The organism is Pseudomonas sp. JL2, assembly GCF_031570495.1.
Classification (GTDB): Bacteria; Pseudomonadota; Gammaproteobacteria; order Pseudomonadales; family Pseudomonadaceae; genus Aquipseudomonas; species Aquipseudomonas rhizophila.
The window spans coordinates 503,998-522,369 of record NZ_JAKUDH010000001.1; the positions used below are offsets into that span (position 1 = coordinate 503,998).

Below are 18,372 nucleotides of genomic sequence, written 5' to 3' on the forward strand. Positions count from 1 at the left end.
ACAAGCCCACTCGCCACAGATCATCCTGTTCAGGCCCCGACACCACTCGTATCAGGCCTGCTTGAAACCCCGCACCTCATCCACCCCACGGTTGGCCAACTGGTCGGCCCGTTCGTTACCGTGATGGCCGATATGGCCGCGCACCCATTTCCAGGTAACGTTGTGACGGTTGACCTGCTCGTCGAGCAGTTTCCACAGATCGGCGTTCTTCACCGGCTCTTTCGCAGCGGTTTTCCAGCCACGCTTCTTCCAGTTGGCCATCCACTCATTGATGCCTTTCATCACATATTGCGAGTCGGTCACCAGCAATACGTCGCAAGGCCGCTTAAGCTCTTCCAGCCCCCGAATAGCGCCCATCAGCTCCATACGGTTGTTGGTGGTATTGGTTTCACCGCCCCAGAGTTCCTTCTCGACACCCTTGCATACCAGCAGCGCCCCCCAGCCACCCGGGCCGGGATTGCCCTTGCAGGCGCCGTCAGTGAAGAGTTCTACGCTATCGCTCATGCCAATCCATCCAGAAAAAAATGCAAAGGCCTGCCGGACGGGAACGACAATGCCCGCAACCGAAATGCCGCCAGACCATCAGAAAAGGGTTAAGGCTCGATGTGGCGACGATTGACCTTGGCCATCGGCAAGGGAATCAGCTTGCCCATCGGCTCGCGTCGCGCCTGACGAACCGGGCGCAGCCCGACCGCAATCTTGCGCGCCACCAATAAATAGAAGCCGCCGCCGGACAGTTGCCACTCACCGGCCTTGCGCTCCCAGCCGGCCAGACGGGCCTGCCACTTGGGCGACGCAAGCGGCGGACGATAGCATCCGAAGCGACGTTTCTCCAGCGCGAAGCCCAGCAGGTTGAGCCAGTCACCGACCCTTGACGCCGAGATGCAGCGAGCCTGACGCAAAGCATCGTGAGCGAACACGTGACGCAACCCCCAACTGCTCCAGGGATTGATGCCAATGATCAACAGATGCCCGCCAGGACGGACGCTGCTGGCGGCTTCGCGCAGCAGCCCGTGCGGGGAGAGACAGAAATCCAGCCCGTGCTGCATCACCACCACATCGGCGGCATGCTCGCTCAACGGCCAGGCCTGCTCTTCGCAAACGATCTCCACGCCAGGCAATGGTGCCCCCAGGCGTACATTACGCTGAACCTGCGGCGCCGACGGCGGGGTCTGCGCCGAAGGCCCGTAGTGCACCAGATAGCCACCAAAGAACCGGCCCAGCTCGTCTTCGAGCATGCGCCGCTCCTCTTCCAGCAAAAATTGCCCGACAGGGCCGGACAGCCACTCACGAGCGGCGCTGATCAACGCAAGCCAGTCGGGATCAGCCTGAGCGAACGCTTCATCGGTCATTGCATTCTCCAACGCGTCAGGAAGTTCTAAGATGCGCCTTTGTTTTCTGCTTGGCGAATTCCGCGATGATACAGATCAGTGCCCTGCCCGCGTTCACCGATAACTACATCTGGTTGTTACAGGACCACGCCACTCAACGCTGCGCCGTCGTCGACCCCGGCGACGCCACGCCGGTGCAGGCCTGGCTCGACGCCCATCCTGGCTGGGTCCTGAGCGACATCCTGATCACCCACCATCATCACGACCATGTCGGCGGCGTCCAGGCACTGAAAAACGCGACACACGCCACCGTCTACGGCCCGGCCAGTGAAAACATCCCGGCGCGGGACGTGGCGCTGCAGGACAACGACCGGCTCAGCGTCCTCGACTGGGACTTCGATGTCTACGCCGTACCCGGCCACACCCTGGGGCATATCGCGTATTACCATCATGGCTTGCTGTTCTGTGGCGACACCCTGTTTGCCGCCGGTTGTGGGCGACTCTTCGAAGGCACGCCTGCACAAATGCATCAGTCCCTCAGCCGCCTGGCCTCTCTGCCTGAGGATACGCTGGTCTACTGTACCCATGAATACACCCTCAGCAATCTTAGATTCGCCGCTGCGGTAGAGCCGGGCAACCCGGACATTGCCGCCCGCCTGGAAAAAGTCAGCCAGCAACGCAACGCCGGCGTCATGACCCTGCCCTCGACCCTGGCACTTGAAAAGCTCACCAATCCGTTCCTGCGTACCGCTGAAACATCCGTTAAACAAAAAGCAGACGAACGGAACGGCCAGCGTAACCAGACGCCGAGTGAGGTTTTTGCGGCCTTGAGGGCGTGGAAAGATAAGTTCTAAGGCCGCTGGCGTTTGATACAAAAATTCTGAAAGGTTGACCTGTTGGGGTGCGCTTCCTAGAATCGGCCGACATTTTTGCCCGGAACTTACTTCCAGCCAATGTCGTCATCTATACGTAAGTCCGTCCAGTCAGACACATTGACCCGCTTGGCTCAAGCTGTCGCAGTGGCTGTGTCCGCCACCCTGGCGGGCTGCCAGAGCACGAGCCAGGTGCCGCAGAGCGATGTGGCGCACACGCCGAACATCGCCGCTCGCGCCAAACAGAAGCCCATCTGGCTCACTGAAAAACCCGTCCCTCAAGTGCCTCAGGACGTCTGGGAGCGTATGCGCCAGGGCTTCCAGCTGCAGGAAACCGCCGGCGTCAACCCGCGTATCGAGCAGCAACGCCTGTGGTTCGCCAGCAATCCATCCTTTCTGGAAAACGCCGGCGAACGCGGCAGCCTGTACATTCATTACATCGTCGAACGCCTTGAAGAACGCAACATGCCCCTGGAGCTGGCGCTGCTGCCGGTGATCGAAAGCGCCTACAACCCCATGGCTTATTCCCGGGCCCATGCGGTGGGCCTGTGGCAGTTCATCCCGTCCACGGGGCGCTACTTCAACCTGCGCCAGACCCGCTTCTATGATGGGCGTCGCGACATCACGGCCTCTACCACGGCCGCGATGGATTACCTGACGCGCCTGCACGACATGTTCAACGGCGACTGGCTGTTGGCGCTGGCTGCCTACAACGCAGGCGAGGGAACGGTCAGCCGCGCCATCGAGCGCAACGAAAAACTTGGCCTGCCCACCGATTACTGGAACCTGCCGCTGCCCAGCGAAACCCAGGCCTATGTGCCGAAGTTGCTGGCATTGTCCCAGGTCGTACTTTCTCCCGAGGCCTACGGCGTCAACCTCAACCCGATCGCCAACGAACCGTACTTCCAGGTCGTCGAGATCAACCAGCGCATGGACCTGTCCAAAGTCGCGGCGGTGGCTGACATCGACGAAGACGAGCTGTTCCAGCTCAACCCGGCTTTCAAGCAGCGCACCACCATCGATGGCCCGCAGCACCTGCTGGTACCCACGTCCAAGGCCCAGTTGTTGACCGCCAGCCTGTCCACCATGCGTCCGGAAGAACTGATCAGCAAACGATCGCTCCAACCGGTTTTTGACTCAGCCGAAGAAAGCACGGTGGCGGGCGCCAAGCGCACCTATCGCGTCAAGCGTGGCGATAACCTGGGGCTGATCGCCAAGGCCAACAACGTTCAGATCAAAGACTTGCAACGCTGGAACAGATTGAGCGGCAACAAACTCAAGATCGGCCAGACCCTGGTCATGCAAGACACCCGCAAACGCGTCAACACGGTAGTCGCTGCCAGCAGCAAGAATAAAAAGAAACAAACCCAGTACAAGGTCAAGCAAGGCGACTCGCTGTACGTGGTCGCCAAACGCTTCAACGTGGAAATGCAGCACCTCAAGCGCTGGAATCCACGGGTAGGCAAGGCACTGAAGCCTGGGCAGATGCTGACGGTTTACTCTCCGCACTAAGCCTGACTGAAGAGAGGGCTGCTTCGCAGCCCAGCGGGAGCAAGCTCCCTCGCCACGGTTTCGGGTAATCCCTGAAGCTTTCGGCTCCCGCCTTTTTCCTGCCGATACAAGCTGTTACTGTACGGGCCATAAAGCCCAAGCCGCCTGGATCGGATCTCAGACTTGATACGTCCCCTCCTCCTGCTCCTGATCAGCCTGGCCTTGAGCTCTCCCGCCGGCGCAACCATTAGCGAAAGCCATGGTTATGCGCAGTTCGGCACGCTCAAGTACCCGGCCAGATTCACCCACTTCGACTGGGTCAACCCGCAAGCGCCCAAGGGCGGTATCTTGCGGGTCATGGCATTTGGCACCTTCGATACGCTCAATCCCTATACTTTCAAGGGCAGCAGCCCAGTTTCCACGCCCAACTTCTTGCAATACGGCATCAACGAGCTGAACGAACCGCTGATGGTTGGCACCGGTCAGTATGCGCCTTCCGGCGACGAGCCGACGTCGAGCTATGGCCTGATCGCCCGGTCAGTGGAATACAGCGAAGACCGCAGTTGGGTGGTGTTCAACCTCAGACCCGAAGCCCGTTTCCACGACGGCGTGCCGATTACCGCCTATGACGTGGCGTTCTCCTACAGAACGCTGCTCAAGGAAGGTCATCCGCAGTACCGCACCAACCTTCAGGAAGTGCTACGGGTCGACATCCTCAACCCGCTGAAAATCCGCTTTGTGTTCAAGCGTACGGGCAACCCGCTGCTGATCCTGCGCCTGGGTGAGTTACCGGTGCTGCCCCAGCATTACTGGAAAGACCGCGACTTCAAGGCCACCACCTTCGAACCGCCCTTGGGCAGCGGCCCTTACCGGATTACCAAAGTGCAGCCTGGTCGCCAGTTGGTGTTTGAGCGGGTCAAGAATTACTGGGGCAAGGACCTGCCGGTCAATCGCGGCAAATACAACTATGACCGGATGGACGTGGAGTTCTACCGCGACAGTGAAGTGGCTTTCGAAGCCTTCAAGGCCGGGGAATTCGACATCTACATTGAACACCAGGCCAAAAACTGGGCCAACGGCTACCGGTTCCCGGCGGTCAATCGCGGCGAGGTGATCAAGGCGCAGATTGCTCACCAGATCCCGACCCAGACCCAGGGTCTGTTCATGAATACCCGGCGCAGCACGTTCGCCCAGGTCAAGGTTCGTGAAGCCCTGGGGCTGATGTTCGACTTCGAGTGGACCAATCGCACGCTCTTCAGCGGTGCCTACAAGCGCACCCTCAGCTACTACCCCAACAGTGAATTCTCCGCCAGCGGTCTTCCGGTGGGCCACGAATGGCTGCTGCTCAAGCCGTATCGGGAACAACTACCGCCCGCATTGTTCACCCAACCCTTCAGCCTGCCCCAGACCGACGGGCGGGGCATCCCCCGGGAAACCCTGCGCAAAGCCCTGGGATTGCTGAAGGAAGCCGGGTGGACCATCCACGGCCAGCGCCTGCTCAACGCCGACAGCCAGCCCCTGCGCTTCGAGATCCTGCTGGTGAACCCGAACCTGGAGCGCATCCTGCAGCCCTACGTGGAAAACCTCGCCAGCATCGGCATCCAGGCCCGCCTGCGTACGGTGGATCGCGCTCAATACAAGCAGCGTCTGGACCAGTTCGACTTCGACATGATCCTGCTAACCCTGGGGCAAACCCTCAGCCCGGGTCTTGAGCAATGGCAGTACTTCCATTCCAGCCAGGCGGGGGTCAAGGGCAGCAAGAACTACGCCGGCATCAACAACCCGGTGGTCGATCACCTGCTGGAAAAGCTCCTGTCTGCCCGCACCCGTGACGAACAGGTCGCCGCCGGCAAAGCCCTGGACCGTGTGCTGCTGTGGCAGCACTACTGCATCCCTAACTGGTATCTCAATTATCATCGCCTGGCCTACCGTAACCGGTTTGCCTTTGTCACTACGCCGCCCTACACCCTGGGTTTGAGCGCATGGTGGCTGAAATCTTCGGAGAAAGATCAATGAAGCCTTTACGCGCCCTGCTCCTGCAGGCCAGCGGCCTGTTGTTCGCCGGACTGGCCTGTGCCGCACCGCAGCACGCCTTGACCTTGTACAACGAGCCGCCGAAATATCCGGCCGACTTCAAGCATTTCGATTATGTGAACCCTGACGCCCCCAAGGGCGGGATTTTTCGTCAGGGCGGGTTTGGTGGCTTCGACAGCCTCAACCCTTTTATCAGCAAGGGCGTCCCCGCCGATGACATCGGCCTGATCTACGACACCCTGGCCAAACAAGGCCTGGACGAACCCTTCACCGAATATGGCCTGATCGCCGAAAAAATCGAGAAGGCCCCGGACAATGCCTGGGTGCGCTTTTACCTGCGGCCCGAAGCCCGCTTCAACGACGGCCATCCCGTACGCGCCGAGGACGTGGTGTTCAGCTTCCAGACCTTGACCAAGGACGGCGCTCCGATGTTCCGCGGTTATTACAACGACGTGGCCGAAGTCATCGCCGAAGAACCGCTCAAGGTGCTGTTCAAGTTCAAGCACACCAATAACCGCGAATTGCCGCTGATCCTCGGCCAACTGCCGGTATTGCCCAAGCATTGGTGGGCCGGGCGCGAATTCAACAAGGGCAACCTGGAGATCCCCCTCGGCAGCGGTCCGTATAAGGTCGCCGAAGTGAAGGCTGGCCGTTCGATTCGCTATGAACGCGTGAAGGACTATTGGGGCAAGGACCTGCCGGTCAACCGCGGCTTCTACAACTTCGACGTGCTGACCACCGACTACTATCGCGACAACACCGTGGCGGTCGAGGCACTGAAGGCCGGGCAGTTCGATTTCTGGCTGGAAATGGCTGCCAAGAACTGGGCCAACGCCTACAACATCCCGGCCGTGACCGAAGGCCGGCTGATCAAGGAACAGATCCCCAACGGCAACCCCACCGGCATGCAGGGCTTTGTCTACAACTTGCGCCGCCCGGTCTTCCAGGACGTGCGGGTGCGCAAGGCCTTGAGCCTGCTGCTGGACTTCGAATGGACCAACAAACAACTGTTCCACGGTGCCTACGCCCGCACCCGCAGTTATTTCGAAAACTCGGAAATGGCCGCCACCGGCCTGCCCGGCGAAGACGAGCTGAAGATCCTCGAGCCGTTGCGTGGCAAGATCCCCGAGCAGGTGTTCACCCAGGCCTTCCAGCCTTCGGTATGCGACGGCAGCGGCATGATTCGTGACCAGCAGCGCAAGGCCTATCAATTGCTGCAAGAGGCCGGCTGGCGCATCGTCGACGACAAGATGGTCGATGCCCAGGGCAAACCCGTGGTGCTGGAGTTCCTGCTGGCCCAGACCGAATTCGAGCGGGTGCTGCTGCCGTTCAAGCGTAACCTCAGTGACCTGGGCATCGAACTGGTGATCCGCCGGGTCGACGTGTCCCAATACATCAATCGCGTGCGCTCGCGGGATTTCGACCTGATCGTGGGCAGCTTCCCGCAGTCCAGCTCGCCGGGTAACGAACAGCGCGAGTTCTGGATGTCGGCCGCCGCCGATAATCCCGGCAGCCGCAACACCATGGGTCTGAAGGACCCCGCCGTCGACCAACTGGTGGAGCAACTGATCAACGCCGACTCACGCAAGAGCCTGGTGGCCCACGCCCGGGCGCTGGACCGGGTGCTGCAATGGGGCTACTACGTGATCCCCAACTGGCACATCAAGACCTGGCGCGTAGCCTACTGGAACCACATCGGCCATCCAAAAATCACCCCGACCTACGACATCGGCACCACCACATGGTGGGTCAAACCAGACGTCAAGCCTTCCATCGAGGTGGAAAAACAGGTCATCGAGCAAACAATCGTCGCCCCGGCGAGTGTGGAGTAACCGATGCTGGCTTATATCTTTCGGCGTCTATTGCTCATCATCCCGACCCTGTTTGGCATCCTGCTGATCAACTTCGTGATCATCCAGGCCGCGCCCGGCGGGCCGGTGGAGCAGATGATCGCCAAACTCGAAGGTTTCGAAGGCGCCACCAGCCGCATTGCCGGTGGCGGTGCCGAAGTGTCGGTGGCCGGCTCCGCCTATCGCGGCGCCCAGGGGCTGGACCCGGCGCTGGTCAAGGAAATCGAGCGCATGTACGGCTTCGACAAGTCGGCGCCGGAACGCCTGTGGATCATGATCAAGAATTACGCTCGCCTGGATTTCGGTGACAGTTTTTTCCGAGACGCCAAGGTCATCGACCTGATCAAGGAAAAAATGCCGGTCTCCATCTCGCTAGGGCTGTGGAGTACGCTGATCATGTACCTGGTGTCGATCCCGCTGGGGATCGCCAAGGCGACGCGGCATGGCAGTCATTTCGACGTCTGGACGAGTTCGGCGATCATCGTCGGCTATGCCATCCCGGCGTTCCTGTTCGCCATCCTGCTGATCGTGGTGTTTGCCGGCGGCAGCTATTTCAACTGGTTCCCGCTACGGGGGCTGACGTCCAACGATTTCGATGAACTGAGCATGGGCGGCAAGATCCTCGACTATTTCTGGCACCTGGCCTTGCCCGTGACGGCCCTGGTGATCGGCAACTTTGCCACCATGACCCTGCTGACCAAGAACAGCTTCCTCGATGAAATCAACAAGCAGTACGTGGTCACCGCCAAGGCCAAGGGCCTGACCCGCAATCGGGTGCTCTATGGTCATGTGTTCCGCAACGCCATGCTGCTGGTGATTGCCGGCTTCCCTTCGGCGTTCATCGGAATCTTCTTCACCGGCTCGTTGCTGGTAGAGGTTATTTTTTCCCTTGATGGCCTCGGTTTGATGAGTTTCGAGGCGGCAATCAACCGTGACTACCCGGTGGTCTTCGGCACCCTGTTCATCTTCACCTTGCTGGGGCTGGTGGTGAAACTGATCGGTGACCTGACCTACACCTTTGTCGATCCACGCATCGACTTCGAAAGCCGGGAGCATTGAGATGAACCTGTCCCCCCTCAATCGCCGTCGTTTCGAACTGTTCAAGGCCAACAAGCGTGGCTGGTGGTCGCTGTGGCTGTTCCTGATCCTGTTCGGGCTCAGCCTGGGCGCCGAGTTGATCGCCAATGACAAGCCGCTGGTGGTGCACTACGACGACGGCTGGTACTTCCCGGCACTCAAGCGCTACCCGGAAACCACGTTCGGCGGCGAATTTCCGCTGGAAGCCAACTACAAGAGCCCATACATCCGCGAACTGCTGGCCGCCAAGGACGCGTGGGTGCTGTGGGCACCGATCCCGTTCAGCTACCAGAGCATCAATTACGACCTGAAGGTCCCCGCCCCGGCACCGCCCTCCTCGGTCAACTGGCTGGGCACCGACGACCAGGGCCGCGATGTGCTGGCCCGGGTGATCTATGGTTTCCGTGTTTCGGTGCTGTTCGCTCTGACACTGACCCTCCTCAGCTCAATCATCGGCGTGATCGCCGGCGCCTTGCAGGGCTTTTACGGCGGATGGGTCGACCTGGCCGGCCAGCGTTTCCTGGAGATCTGGTCGGGGCTGCCGGTGCTTTACCTGTTGATCATCCTGGCCAGCTTCGTGCAGCCGAACTTCTGGTGGTTGCTGGGCATCATGCTGCTGTTCTCCTGGATGAGCCTGGTGGACGTGGTCCGCGCCGAGTTCCTGCGCGGGCGCAACCTGGAATACGTGCGTGCCGCGCGGGCATTAGGCATGCAGAACGGCGCGATCATGTTCCGCCACATCCTGCCCAACGCCATGGTCTCGACCATGACGTTTATGCCGTTCATCCTCACCGGGGCCATCGGCACCCTCACGGCCCTGGATTTCCTCGGGTTTGGCTTGCCTCCGGGCGCTCCGTCCCTGGGTGAACTGGTGGCCCAAGGCAAATCCAACCTGCAGGCGCCGTGGCTGGGCATCAGCGCGTTCGCCGTACTGGCGATCATGCTGAGCCTGCTGGTGTTCATCGGCGAGTCAGCTCGCGATGCCTTCGATCCGAGGAAATGAAATGAATCAGGACAATCTGATCGAAGTGCGCGACTTGGCCGTGGAGTTCATCGTCGGCGAACGTCGGCAACGAGTGGTCGAAGGCGTCAGTTTCGACATCAAGCGTGGCGAAACCATGGCCCTGGTCGGCGAAAGCGGCTCAGGCAAGTCGGTGACCGCCCACTCGATCCTGCGGTTGCTGCCCTACCCGCTGGCCCACCATCCAAGCGGGACCATCCAGTACGCCGGCCAGGATTTGCTCGGGTTGAAAGAAAAGACTATCCGCCACATCCGGGGTAACCGGATCGCGATGATCTTTCAGGAGCCGATGACGTCCCTCAATCCGCTGCATTGCATCGAGAAGCAGATCAATGAAGTGCTGGGCATTCACAAGGGGCTATCCGGTAAGGTCGCTACCCGTCGCACCTTGGAGTTGCTGGAACTGGTGGGCATCCCCGAGCCGCACAAGCGCCTCAAGGCCCTGCCCCACGAACTGTCCGGTGGCCAGCGCCAGCGAGTGATGATCGCCATGGCCCTGGCCAACGAGCCGGAGCTGCTGATTGCCGACGAACCGACCACGGCACTGGACGTCACCGTCCAGCTGAAAATCCTCGAATTGCTCAAGGATTTGCAGGCGCGGCTGGGTATGTCGCTGCTGTTGATCAGCCACGATTTGAACCTGGTGCGAAGAATTGCTCATCGCGTATGTGTCATGCAGCGCGGTTGCATCGTCGAACAGGCATCGTGCGAAGAGCTGTTCCGCGCGCCGCAGCATCCGTACACTCGGGAACTGCTGGCCGCCGAGCCCAGCGGCAACCCGGCGACCAACGTGGTCGGCCCGCCGCTGTTGCAGGTCGAGGACCTGAAAGTCTGGTTCCCGATCAAGAAAGGCCTGTTCAAACGCACGGTGGACTACATCAAGGCCGTGGACGGTATCCGCTTCAGCCTGCCCCAGGGCCAGACTCTGGGTATCGTTGGCGAAAGCGGCTCCGGCAAGTCCACCCTGGGGCTGGCGATCTTGCGGTTGATCGGCAGCCAGGGGGGGATCCGCTTTGAAGGCAAGCAGCTGGACTGCCTGTCGCAGCAACAGGTCCGGCCACTGCGCCGGGAGATGCAAGTGGTGTTTCAGGACCCGTTCGGCAGCCTGAGCCCACGGATGTGTGTAAGCCAGATCGTCGGCGAAGGCCTGCGGATCCACAAGATCGGCACCGCAGCCGAGCAGGAACAAGCGATAATCGCGGCATTGAAGGAGGTAGGCCTGGATCCGGAGACTCGGAACCGCTACCCCCATGAATTTTCCGGAGGGCAGCGGCAGCGTATCGCCATTGCCCGGGCCCTGGTGCTCAAGCCGGCGTTGATTCTGCTGGATGAACCGACGTCGGCCCTGGACCGTACCGTGCAACGCCAGGTGGTGGAGCTGTTGCGGTCGCTGCAAACCAAGTACAACCTGACGTACCTGTTTATCAGCCATGACCTGGCTGTCGTCAAAGCGCTAAGCCACCAGTTGATGGTGGTCAAGCATGGCCAAGTGGTCGAACAAGGTGATGCCCGCAGCATATTCGCCGCGCCGCAACACCCCTATACACAGCAGTTGCTGGAGGCCGCTTTCCTGGCCCCAACAACTGCCGAATAACCTGAAAGAGGAGCAACACATGGGTTTTCTCGCCGGTAAGCGCGTACTGATCGTCGGTGTCGCCAGCAAGCTGTCCATCGCATCCGGCATCGCCGCCGCCATGCATCGCGAGGGCGCTGAGCTTGCCTTCACTTATCAGAACGACAAACTCAAGGGTCGCGTCGAAGAGTTCGCACAAGGCTGGGGTTCGAGCCCTGAGCTGTGCTTCCCGTGCGACGTGGCCAGCGATGAAGAAATCGCCAAGGTTTTCGAAGAACTGAGCAAGAAGTGGGACGGCCTGGACTGCATCGTGCACTCCGTGGGCTTCGCCCCGGGCGATCAACTGGACGGCGACTTCACCGAAGCCACCACCCGCGAAGGCTTCCGCATTGCCCACGACATCAGCGCCTACAGCTTTGTGGCCCTGGCCAAAGCCGGTCGTGAAATGATGAAAGGCCGCAACGGCAGCTTGCTGACCCTGTCGTACCTGGGCGCCGAGCGCACCATGCCGAACTACAACGTGATGGGCATGGCCAAGGCTTCCCTGGAAGCAGGCGTGCGTTACCTGGCCGGCTCCCTGGGCCCGGATGGCACCCGCGTCAACTGCGTATCGGCCGGTCCAATCCGTACCCTCGCCGCTTCCGGCATCAAGAACTTCCGCAAAATGCTGGCCGCCAACGAAGCGCAGACCCCGCTGCGTCGCAACGTCACCATCGAGGAAGTCGGCAACGCCGGCGCCTTCCTGTGCTCGGACCTGGCCTCGGGCATCAGCGGTGAAATCATGTACGTGGACGGCGGCTTCAACACCACCGCCATGGGTAACATCGAAGAGTAATCTTCACGTCACATCCGCTGCGTAAAAACGCCGCTTGTCCTGAAAAGGGACAAGCGGCGTTTTTTATTCCGCTCTGGTCATGGCGGCGGGTCAGCTTGCATTCGTGTTGAATGGGCCACCGCTATCGCGAGCAGGCTCGCTCCCACATTTTCCGAGTTGCTCATAGACTTCGGGCAAACCGCAAATCCCCTGTGGGAGCGAGCCTGCTCGCGATGACGAAGGACCTGCACACATAAGGGCTTGATGTGACGCCGTCAGCGCGAGCCAGCCTGTTTTTGAATGTACATCGCCTCATCAGCATCCGCCAAAAGGCTGTCGATGGACTGATGACGCTTCGGGTCATAGTCGATCTGGCCCACGCTGAAACGGATGTCATAGCCACGCTGCAACATCGCATTGCGCTCATCAAGGATTTCCCTGAGTCGCGCCATGATCGCCGAGGTTTCGACATGGGCAGAGCCGGTGAGCAGCGCCACGAACTCATCGCCACCCAAACGACCGATCACATCACTTTCGCGAAAGGCGATGCGTAGCACGTCGGCAAACGTTTTTAGTGCCGTATCGCCCTCGGCGTGTCCGAAGCGGTCGTTGATGAGCTTGAAGTCGTTGAGGTCGAAGAACAGCAGTGTTGCCGGACGCGACAGGCGCTCGCAAACGCTCAGCGCATGCTGGGCCAACGTCTTGAAACCACGTCGATTGGACAGCAAGGTCAGTTCGTCCATGCTCGCCATCTGCACAGCAATCATTTCCTGCTCGGCCATGCTGGCCAAGTCGCGCAGCAGTTCGCGCTCTTCGTCATTGAGCTTGCGCGGCTTGGTGTCCAGCAAGCACAGGGTTCCAAGCTTGCTGCCGTCATCCAGTGCCAACGGCTGCCCGGCGTAGAAACGAATGCCGGGTTTATCGGTGACAAACGGGTTGTCGCGAAACCGCTCGTCCTGCTCCGCGTCGCAAACCTCCAGAATCTGATCCTGCAAAATGGCGTGTGCACAAAATGAAACGTCGCGTCCGGACTCACTGGCGTCCAGGCCCGCGTTGGACTTGAACCACTGACGGTTGGCATCCACCAGCGACACCAGCGCAATGGGCACATCGAACAAACTCCGGGCAAGGCGAGTCAGGCGGTCGAAGCGCTCCTCGGGCGCAGTGTCGAGCAATTTGAGCGAGTGCAAATTCTTGAGGCGAACGGCTTCGTTATCCGGTTTACCAGGCGCAAGCATCGGAAACTCCATAGAGAGGGCTTGTTGAAGTCTAGCCCAGGCCCTCTCCTCTTCAAACCGAACGGCCAAATCAGACAGGCATTTCTCGACGGGGCCGAATACACTGCGACACAGGTTCAAGACGAGGACGCCGACCGATGAAGCCCGCCCCCCATGATGCCGCCCCACGTTTCTGGCGTGATGCAGCGCTGCCCTTCATCGAAGCCCGGGGCATCGCCGATGGACGCAAGGTCTGCTATTCGCGTCATTCCCATGACCACTTTTCCATCGGGGCGATCACGGCCGGGCGCAGCACCTACCTGCATGAGCAATCGAATTTCCAGGTAGAGAGCGGTACGGTCGTATTGATGAACCCCGGCGATGTCCATGCGTGCAACCCGATCAATGATCAGCCATGGTCGTATGTAATGCTGTACGTCGACACCCAGTGGCTGACGGACTTGCAGCGCCGAATCGGCTTTGACGAGACCCTGGGTTTTCAGGGCTTCGCCACCACCCACAGCCGCGACATCGAGCTGTTTGCCGCCTTACAGGGTTTGTATGGACAACTGGTGGATGAGCGGATCGACATCGCCCGCAAACACGCCGCCGCCGAAGCGTTTTTCATCGACCTGCAACTCCGGCTCAACCCTGCCGGGCGCCCGGATCGTGGCAGCCACCCGGGGTTGATGCGAGCGGCGCAGTTTATCCATGACCATTGCAGCGAGGCCTTGAAACTCGAAGACATCTGCGCCGCCGCACAACTTTCGCCGTCGTACCTGAGCCGGGCCTTCAAGCGCCATTACGGCATGACGCCCCATGCTTTCCTGGTCAATCGTCGGATCCAGTTCGCCCGTCGGCAGTTACGCGAAGGCAAGCTGATTGCCGATGTCGCACTGGACAGCGGGTTTGCCGACCAGGCGCATTTCCAGCGCGCCTTCAAACAACACCTGGCCGCCACCCCGGGCCAATATCGCGGTTGATACCCGACCCTGCTTTTGCGGGGATGGCTCAAGGCAACAACAAATACACCGCACTGACCACCAGCAACGCCGCCATCGTCCGATTGAACAGGCGCATGGTCGCCGGGTTGCCCAGCCAGACCCGCAGAAAACTGCCGGCATAGGCCCAGCAGCCCACCGAGAGATAACAGATCACCAGGTAGATAGCTGCAAACTGCCACACCAACCGCGCCTCACCATCGGCCACGAACGCTCCCATCCCGGCCACACAGGCCAGCCACGCCTTGGGGTTGAGCCACTGCATCAACGCGCCGTAAAACATCGACGGCGCCCGCTCCTCGTCTCCGGCGCCCAGCTGCCCGTTGTCCATCGCCAGTTTCCAGGCCATGAACAACAGAAAACCCACGCCCCCCAGTTGCACCACTCGCGTGAGGCCGGGCCAGCGCTGCAGCACTTCGTGCAACCCCAGCCCCATCAACACCAGCAGCAAGACAAACCCCAGGGTGGCCCCGGCCACGTGACGCAAGGTGGCACGAAAGCCGAATCGCGCCCCGGAACTGAGGGCGACTATATTGACCGGGCCGGGGGTGATGGACGCGACGAGTGCAAACGCCGCCATGGAAATAATCAGACTCATTGCATACCTTCTTCATGTCCGTGAGGTGGCGTTCAAGGTAAATTGCACGCCACTGGCGGTATTGAACAAAACTGCCCAATGACGACGATTCAGCGCGCGCCGTGCGAACAGGTGCTGTTTCGGGCTTTTTTTACGCAAACTTTACGCAGCGTCCGGTCAACGAAATCGATACTGGGCGGCTCATTCTTTCAGGCGTGTTTTATGTCCCTTGCGGCTGTGCGGTTTATCGGATTCATCCTCGGCATTTTCCTGATCACCCTGGCCGCGAGCATGGCAATCCCGCTTCTCACGCTGATGGTGTACGAGCGAAACGATGACCTCTCGGCGTTCTTGTGGTCGAGCCTGATCACCTTTGTCTGCGGCATCTTGCTGGTAGCACGTGGTCGACCGGAGCACATACAACTGCGTCCGCGGGACATGTACCTGCTGACCACTGCCAGTTGGGTGGTTGTCTGCACCTTCGCCGCCTTGCCGATGGTATTTATCCAGCACATCAGCTACACCGACGCATTCTTCGAGACGATGTCCGGCATCACCACCACCGGCTCGACCATCCTCACCGGCTTGGACAATGCCTCCCCGGGCCTGCTGATCTGGCGCTCGATGTTGCAGTGGCTCGGAGGGATCGGCTTCATCGGCATGGCGGTGGCCATCCTGCCGCTGTTGCGGGTCGGCGGCATGCGACTGTTCCAGACCGAATCATCGGACTGGTCGGAGAAAGTCACACCGCGCTCCCATGTGGCGGCGACCTACATCCTGTGGCTCTACTTAGGCTTGAGTGCCCTGGCCGCCCTGGCCTTGTGGCTGGCGGGCATGACACCTTTCGAAGCGATCAACCATGCGATGACCATGATTTCCACCGGAGGGTTCTCCACTTCGGATTCGTCCTTGGCCAACTGGTCTCAACCGGCCATCCACTGGATCTCGGTGATTATCATGATCGCCGGCGCACTGCCCTTCACCTTGTATGTCGCCACGTTGCGCGGGAACAAACGAGCGTTGCTCAGGGATCATCAGGTCCGTGGATTCCTCGGATTCCTGGTCATTACCTGGCTCGTGGTGGGCACCTGGCTGAGCCTGAACAGCGACTACGCCTGGCTGGACGCGGTGCGCATCGTAGCCGTCAACGTGACTTCGGTGGTCACCACCACCGGTGTGGCGCTGGGTGACTACTCGCTATGGGGCAGCTTTGCCCTGCTGCTATTTTTTTACCTGACGTTTGTCGGCGGTTGTTCGGGATCCACCTCCGGCGGGCTGAAGATTTTTCGTTTTCAGGTGGCCGGCGCCTTACTGATGGGCAGTTTGAAACAACTGATCCATCCGCGGGCGGTGATTCAGAAAAAATACAACAAGCACCCCATCGACGAAGAGATCGTCCGTTCGCTGCTGACGTTTTCTTTTTTCTTCACCATTACCATCGGCGCTATCGCCCTTGGGCTTGCGCTGATCGGCCTGGACTGGACGACGGCCCTCACCGGTGCCGCCACGGCCGTGTGCAACGTCGGGCCAGGGCTGGGCTCGATCATCGGACCGGCCGGCAACTTCTCCACCTTGCCGGATGCGGCCAAATGGCTGCTGACCATTGGCATGCTGCTGGGTCGTCTGGAGATTCTGACCGTGCTGGTGTTGTTCACGCCGGTGTTCTGGAAGTATTGAGGCGGATGAAAATTCACTGTCGATTTTCCGGTGGAGCCATCCCGGGCCTGGCTCTATGCTCCTCCCATGAACCTACACGACTCGCTGCTCCCACCCCATGCCGAGATGGTCCGCGCCATGCTCGAACGAGACACCGCCTACGAGGGGGTGTTCTTCACGGCGGTCAAGACCACCGGCATCTTCTGTCGCCCCAGCTGCACGGCGCGCAAGCCGAAGCCGGAAAACGTCGAATTTTTCGCCCACGCTGACGAAGCCATGTCGGCCGGCTACCGGGCCTGTCTGCGTTGCAAGCCGCTGGATGCCGCCGCCATCGCGCCGGCCTGGATCCAGGCGCTTCTCAAGGCGGTGGACGCCGAACCCGACCTGCGCTGGACCGACGCCTTGTTGCTGGAACAAGGCATTGAACCGCTGAAGCTGCGGCGCTGGTTCAAGCAGCATTTCGGCATGACTTTCCATGCCTACCTGCGCACCCGACGGCTGGGCATAGCGCTGGGGGGCATCAAAGAAGGGATTTCCATCGACAATGCGGCCTTTGACTCAGGCTACGAGTCCCTGAGCGGATTTCGTGACGCCTTCGTGAAGTCTTTCCACATCACACCGGGCCGCGCCGCCCACAGCGAACCCCTGCTGTTCACCCGCCTGACAACGCCACTGGGGCCGATGCTGGCCATGGCCGAACGGCGCGGCCTGGTGTTGCTGGAGTTCCTCGACCGCCCGGCCCTGACCCGGGAAATCGAAGAGTTGCAACAACGCTACGGCTATACCGTCGCCCCGGGGCACAATCCCCACTTGCAACAGATCGAAACCGAACTGGCCGACTATTTCGCTGGGAAGCTCACCTCGTTCAGCGTGCCGCTGCACATGCCCGGCAGCGCCTTCGCCGTCCGGGTCTGGGCTGAACTGGAAAAAATCCCCTACGGCGAAACCCGTAGCTACGGCAACATCGCCACTGCCCTCGGCAGTCCTGGTGCCAGCCGTGCGGTGGGACTGGCCAACGGCCAGAATCGCCTGGCCATCGTCATCCCCTGCCACCGGGTGATCGGTGCGGATGGCTCGTTGACCGGCTATGGTGGCGGGCAGCCACGCAAGGCTTTTCTGTTGCGGCTGGAAAAAGCTGCGGTGCAGGTGTCCCTGCCACTGGCATTCTGATCAGCCTGCCGAGTGAACACCTGATGCCTGTCCCGTACCACGATGCCAGCACCTTTCTGGCAAGCCTCGACGAAGACTGGCGCCGTCATGTCGAGATGATCGGCCCTTGTCTGCTGCAACCCAAACCGGCCCGCGACCCGTATGAAGCACTCGTCCGGGCGATTGCCTATCAACAATTGCATGCTAAAGCCGGCGATGCGATTCTCGGTCGCTTTCTGCGGCTGTTTCCGGGAGCGATATTCCCCAGGCCTGAGCAGATCCTGGCGACTGACTTCCAACAGATGCGCGACTGCGGATTTTCCGCCAGCAAGATCGCGACCATACAGGGCATCGCTCAAGCGACGCTGGACGAGGTGGTGCCGGACTACCCCGCGGCGCTGGCCATGGATGATGAGGCCTTGATCGAACGCTTGATCACCCTGCGCGGCGTCGGACGCTGGACCGTGGAGATGCTGCTGATCTACAGCCTGGAGCGACCCGACATCCTGCCGGCGGATGACTTTGGAGTGCGTGAGGGGTATCGGCGGCTCAAGGGTTTGGACGTCCAACCGACGCGCAAACAGATGGGTGGGATTGGACAGGCGTGGAGCCCGCATCGGACGGTGGCGGCGTGGTATTTGTGGCGGGTGCCCGGTCGCTAGAGCGCGTCATCGTTCATCGCGAGCAGGCTCGCTCCCACAGGGATTTC

16 protein-coding genes are annotated in these 18,372 nt (G+C 60.5%); 12 read left to right on the plus strand and 4 right to left on the minus strand.

The window, feature by feature from the left end:
* Window positions 1-51: 51 nt before the first annotated feature.
* A complete protein-coding gene (gene rnhA, locus MKS85_RS02305) occupies window positions 52-504 on the minus strand; it encodes a ribonuclease HI (RefSeq protein WP_047225766.1) in 453 nt (150 codons plus the stop codon).
* A gap of 89 nt (window positions 505-593) precedes the next feature.
* Entirely contained in the window at window positions 594-1,352 is a 759-nt protein-coding gene (locus MKS85_RS02310) for a class I SAM-dependent methyltransferase (RefSeq protein WP_047225765.1), read from the minus strand.
* A 65-nt stretch (window positions 1,353-1,417) separates the two neighbouring features.
* Between MKS85_RS02310 and gloB the strand changes: the two genes are divergently transcribed.
* The 8 genes from gloB (at window position 1,418) to fabI (ending at window position 12,084) form a co-directional block, all read left to right on the plus strand.
* Entirely contained in the window at window positions 1,418-2,185 is a 768-nt protein-coding gene (gene gloB / locus MKS85_RS02315) for a hydroxyacylglutathione hydrolase (RefSeq protein ID WP_139049963.1), read from the plus strand.
* A gap of 99 nt (window positions 2,186-2,284) precedes the next feature.
* Window positions 2,285-3,715: a transglycosylase SLT domain-containing protein gene (locus tag MKS85_RS02320; protein ID WP_076384421.1), complete on the plus strand. Its 1,431-nt coding sequence runs from the start codon at window positions 2,285-2,287 to the stop codon at window positions 3,713-3,715.
* Between the two features lie 162 nt (window positions 3,716-3,877).
* Complete coding sequence (locus MKS85_RS02325) at window positions 3,878-5,710, plus strand: extracellular solute-binding protein (RefSeq protein WP_047225762.1); 1,833 nt, start codon at window positions 3,878-3,880, stop codon at window positions 5,708-5,710.
* A complete protein-coding gene (locus MKS85_RS02330) occupies window positions 5,707-7,560 on the plus strand; it encodes an extracellular solute-binding protein (RefSeq protein ID WP_139049962.1) in 1,854 nt (617 codons plus the stop codon). The genes MKS85_RS02325 and MKS85_RS02330 overlap by 4 nt, the downstream gene beginning before the upstream one ends.
* Before the next feature lie 3 nt (window positions 7,561-7,563).
* A complete protein-coding gene (locus MKS85_RS02335) occupies window positions 7,564-8,637 on the plus strand; it encodes a microcin C ABC transporter permease YejB (protein WP_047225760.1) in 1,074 nt (357 codons plus the stop codon).
* A gap of 1 nt (window position 8,638) precedes the next feature.
* On the plus strand, window positions 8,639-9,658 hold the full coding sequence (locus tag MKS85_RS02340; protein WP_047225759.1) for an ABC transporter permease: 1,020 nt from the start codon (window positions 8,639-8,641) through the stop codon (window positions 9,656-9,658).
* A gap of 1 nt (window position 9,659) precedes the next feature.
* Window positions 9,660-11,270, plus strand: coding sequence for an ABC transporter ATP-binding protein (locus tag MKS85_RS02345; RefSeq protein ID WP_076384417.1), 1,611 nt, complete (start codon window positions 9,660-9,662; stop codon window positions 11,268-11,270).
* 19 nt (window positions 11,271-11,289) lie between these two features.
* A complete protein-coding gene (gene fabI, locus MKS85_RS02350) occupies window positions 11,290-12,084 on the plus strand; it encodes an enoyl-ACP reductase FabI (protein WP_003202751.1) in 795 nt (264 codons plus the stop codon).
* A 254-nt stretch (window positions 12,085-12,338) separates the two neighbouring features.
* Here the strand turns inward: fabI and MKS85_RS02355 are convergent, their stop codons facing one another.
* The gene (locus MKS85_RS02355) at window positions 12,339-13,301 is read right to left on the minus strand and encodes a sensor domain-containing diguanylate cyclase (protein ID WP_139049961.1); all 963 of its coding nucleotides are present in this window, start codon (window positions 13,299-13,301) and stop codon (window positions 12,339-12,341) included.
* A 137-nt stretch (window positions 13,302-13,438) separates the two neighbouring features.
* Between MKS85_RS02355 and MKS85_RS02360 the strand changes: the two genes are divergently transcribed.
* Window positions 13,439-14,263: an AraC family transcriptional regulator gene (locus tag MKS85_RS02360; RefSeq protein ID WP_139049960.1), complete on the plus strand. Its 825-nt coding sequence runs from the start codon at window positions 13,439-13,441 to the stop codon at window positions 14,261-14,263.
* A 28-nt stretch (window positions 14,264-14,291) separates the two neighbouring features.
* Here the strand turns inward: MKS85_RS02360 and MKS85_RS02365 are convergent, their stop codons facing one another.
* Complete coding sequence (locus MKS85_RS02365; protein ID WP_047225755.1) at window positions 14,292-14,879, minus strand: LysE family translocator; 588 nt, start codon at window positions 14,877-14,879, stop codon at window positions 14,292-14,294.
* 201 nt (window positions 14,880-15,080) lie between these two features.
* Here MKS85_RS02365 and MKS85_RS02370 point away from each other — a divergent pair, with 201 nt between their 5' ends.
* The 3 genes from MKS85_RS02370 to MKS85_RS02380 all read left to right on the plus strand — a co-directional run bounded on the left by MKS85_RS02370 (window position 15,081) and on the right by MKS85_RS02380 (window position 18,325).
* Window positions 15,081-16,535 (plus strand): TrkH family potassium uptake protein, encoded by a 1,455-nt coding sequence (locus tag MKS85_RS02370; RefSeq protein ID WP_107322352.1) that lies wholly within the window; start codon window positions 15,081-15,083, stop codon window positions 16,533-16,535.
* A 66-nt stretch (window positions 16,536-16,601) separates the two neighbouring features.
* The gene (locus tag MKS85_RS02375; protein ID WP_047225752.1) at window positions 16,602-17,684 is read left to right on the plus strand and encodes a bifunctional transcriptional activator/DNA repair enzyme AdaA; all 1,083 of its coding nucleotides are present in this window, start codon (window positions 16,602-16,604) and stop codon (window positions 17,682-17,684) included.
* Between the two features lie 23 nt (window positions 17,685-17,707).
* On the plus strand, window positions 17,708-18,325 hold the full coding sequence (locus MKS85_RS02380; protein ID WP_139049959.1) for a DNA-3-methyladenine glycosylase: 618 nt from the start codon (window positions 17,708-17,710) through the stop codon (window positions 18,323-18,325).
* Window positions 18,326-18,372 lie beyond the last annotated feature (47 nt).

Excerpts from the sequence above, each read along its gene's own strand:
- rnhA (WP_047225766.1), bottom strand. The coding sequence starts at position 504 with ATGAGCGATAGCGTAGAACTCTTCACTGACGGCGCCTGCAAGGGCAAT.
- MKS85_RS02310 (WP_047225765.1), bottom strand. The coding sequence starts at position 1,352 with ATGACCGATGAAGCGTTCGCTCAGGCTGATCCCGACTGGCTTGCGTTG.
- gloB (WP_139049963.1), top strand. The coding sequence starts at position 1,418 with ATGATACAGATCAGTGCCCTGCCCGCGTTCACCGATAACTACATCTGG.
- MKS85_RS02320 (WP_076384421.1), top strand. The coding sequence starts at position 2,285 with ATGTCGTCATCTATACGTAAGTCCGTCCAGTCAGACACATTGACCCGC.
- MKS85_RS02330 (WP_139049962.1), top strand. The coding sequence starts at position 5,707 with ATGAAGCCTTTACGCGCCCTGCTCCTGCAGGCCAGCGGCCTGTTGTTC.
- MKS85_RS02335 (WP_047225760.1), top strand. The coding sequence starts at position 7,564 with ATGCTGGCTTATATCTTTCGGCGTCTATTGCTCATCATCCCGACCCTG.
- MKS85_RS02340 (WP_047225759.1), top strand. The coding sequence starts at position 8,639 with ATGAACCTGTCCCCCCTCAATCGCCGTCGTTTCGAACTGTTCAAGGCC.
- MKS85_RS02345 (WP_076384417.1), top strand. The coding sequence starts at position 9,660 with ATGAATCAGGACAATCTGATCGAAGTGCGCGACTTGGCCGTGGAGTTC.
- fabI (WP_003202751.1), top strand. The coding sequence starts at position 11,290 with ATGGGTTTTCTCGCCGGTAAGCGCGTACTGATCGTCGGTGTCGCCAGC.
- MKS85_RS02355 (WP_139049961.1), bottom strand. The coding sequence starts at position 13,301 with ATGCTTGCGCCTGGTAAACCGGATAACGAAGCCGTTCGCCTCAAGAAT.
- MKS85_RS02360 (WP_139049960.1), top strand. The coding sequence starts at position 13,439 with ATGAAGCCCGCCCCCCATGATGCCGCCCCACGTTTCTGGCGTGATGCA.
- MKS85_RS02365 (WP_047225755.1), bottom strand. The coding sequence starts at position 14,879 with ATGAGTCTGATTATTTCCATGGCGGCGTTTGCACTCGTCGCGTCCATC.
- MKS85_RS02370 (WP_107322352.1), top strand. The coding sequence starts at position 15,081 with ATGTCCCTTGCGGCTGTGCGGTTTATCGGATTCATCCTCGGCATTTTC.
- MKS85_RS02375 (WP_047225752.1), top strand. The coding sequence starts at position 16,602 with ATGAACCTACACGACTCGCTGCTCCCACCCCATGCCGAGATGGTCCGC.
- MKS85_RS02380 (WP_139049959.1), top strand. The coding sequence starts at position 17,708 with ATGCCTGTCCCGTACCACGATGCCAGCACCTTTCTGGCAAGCCTCGAC.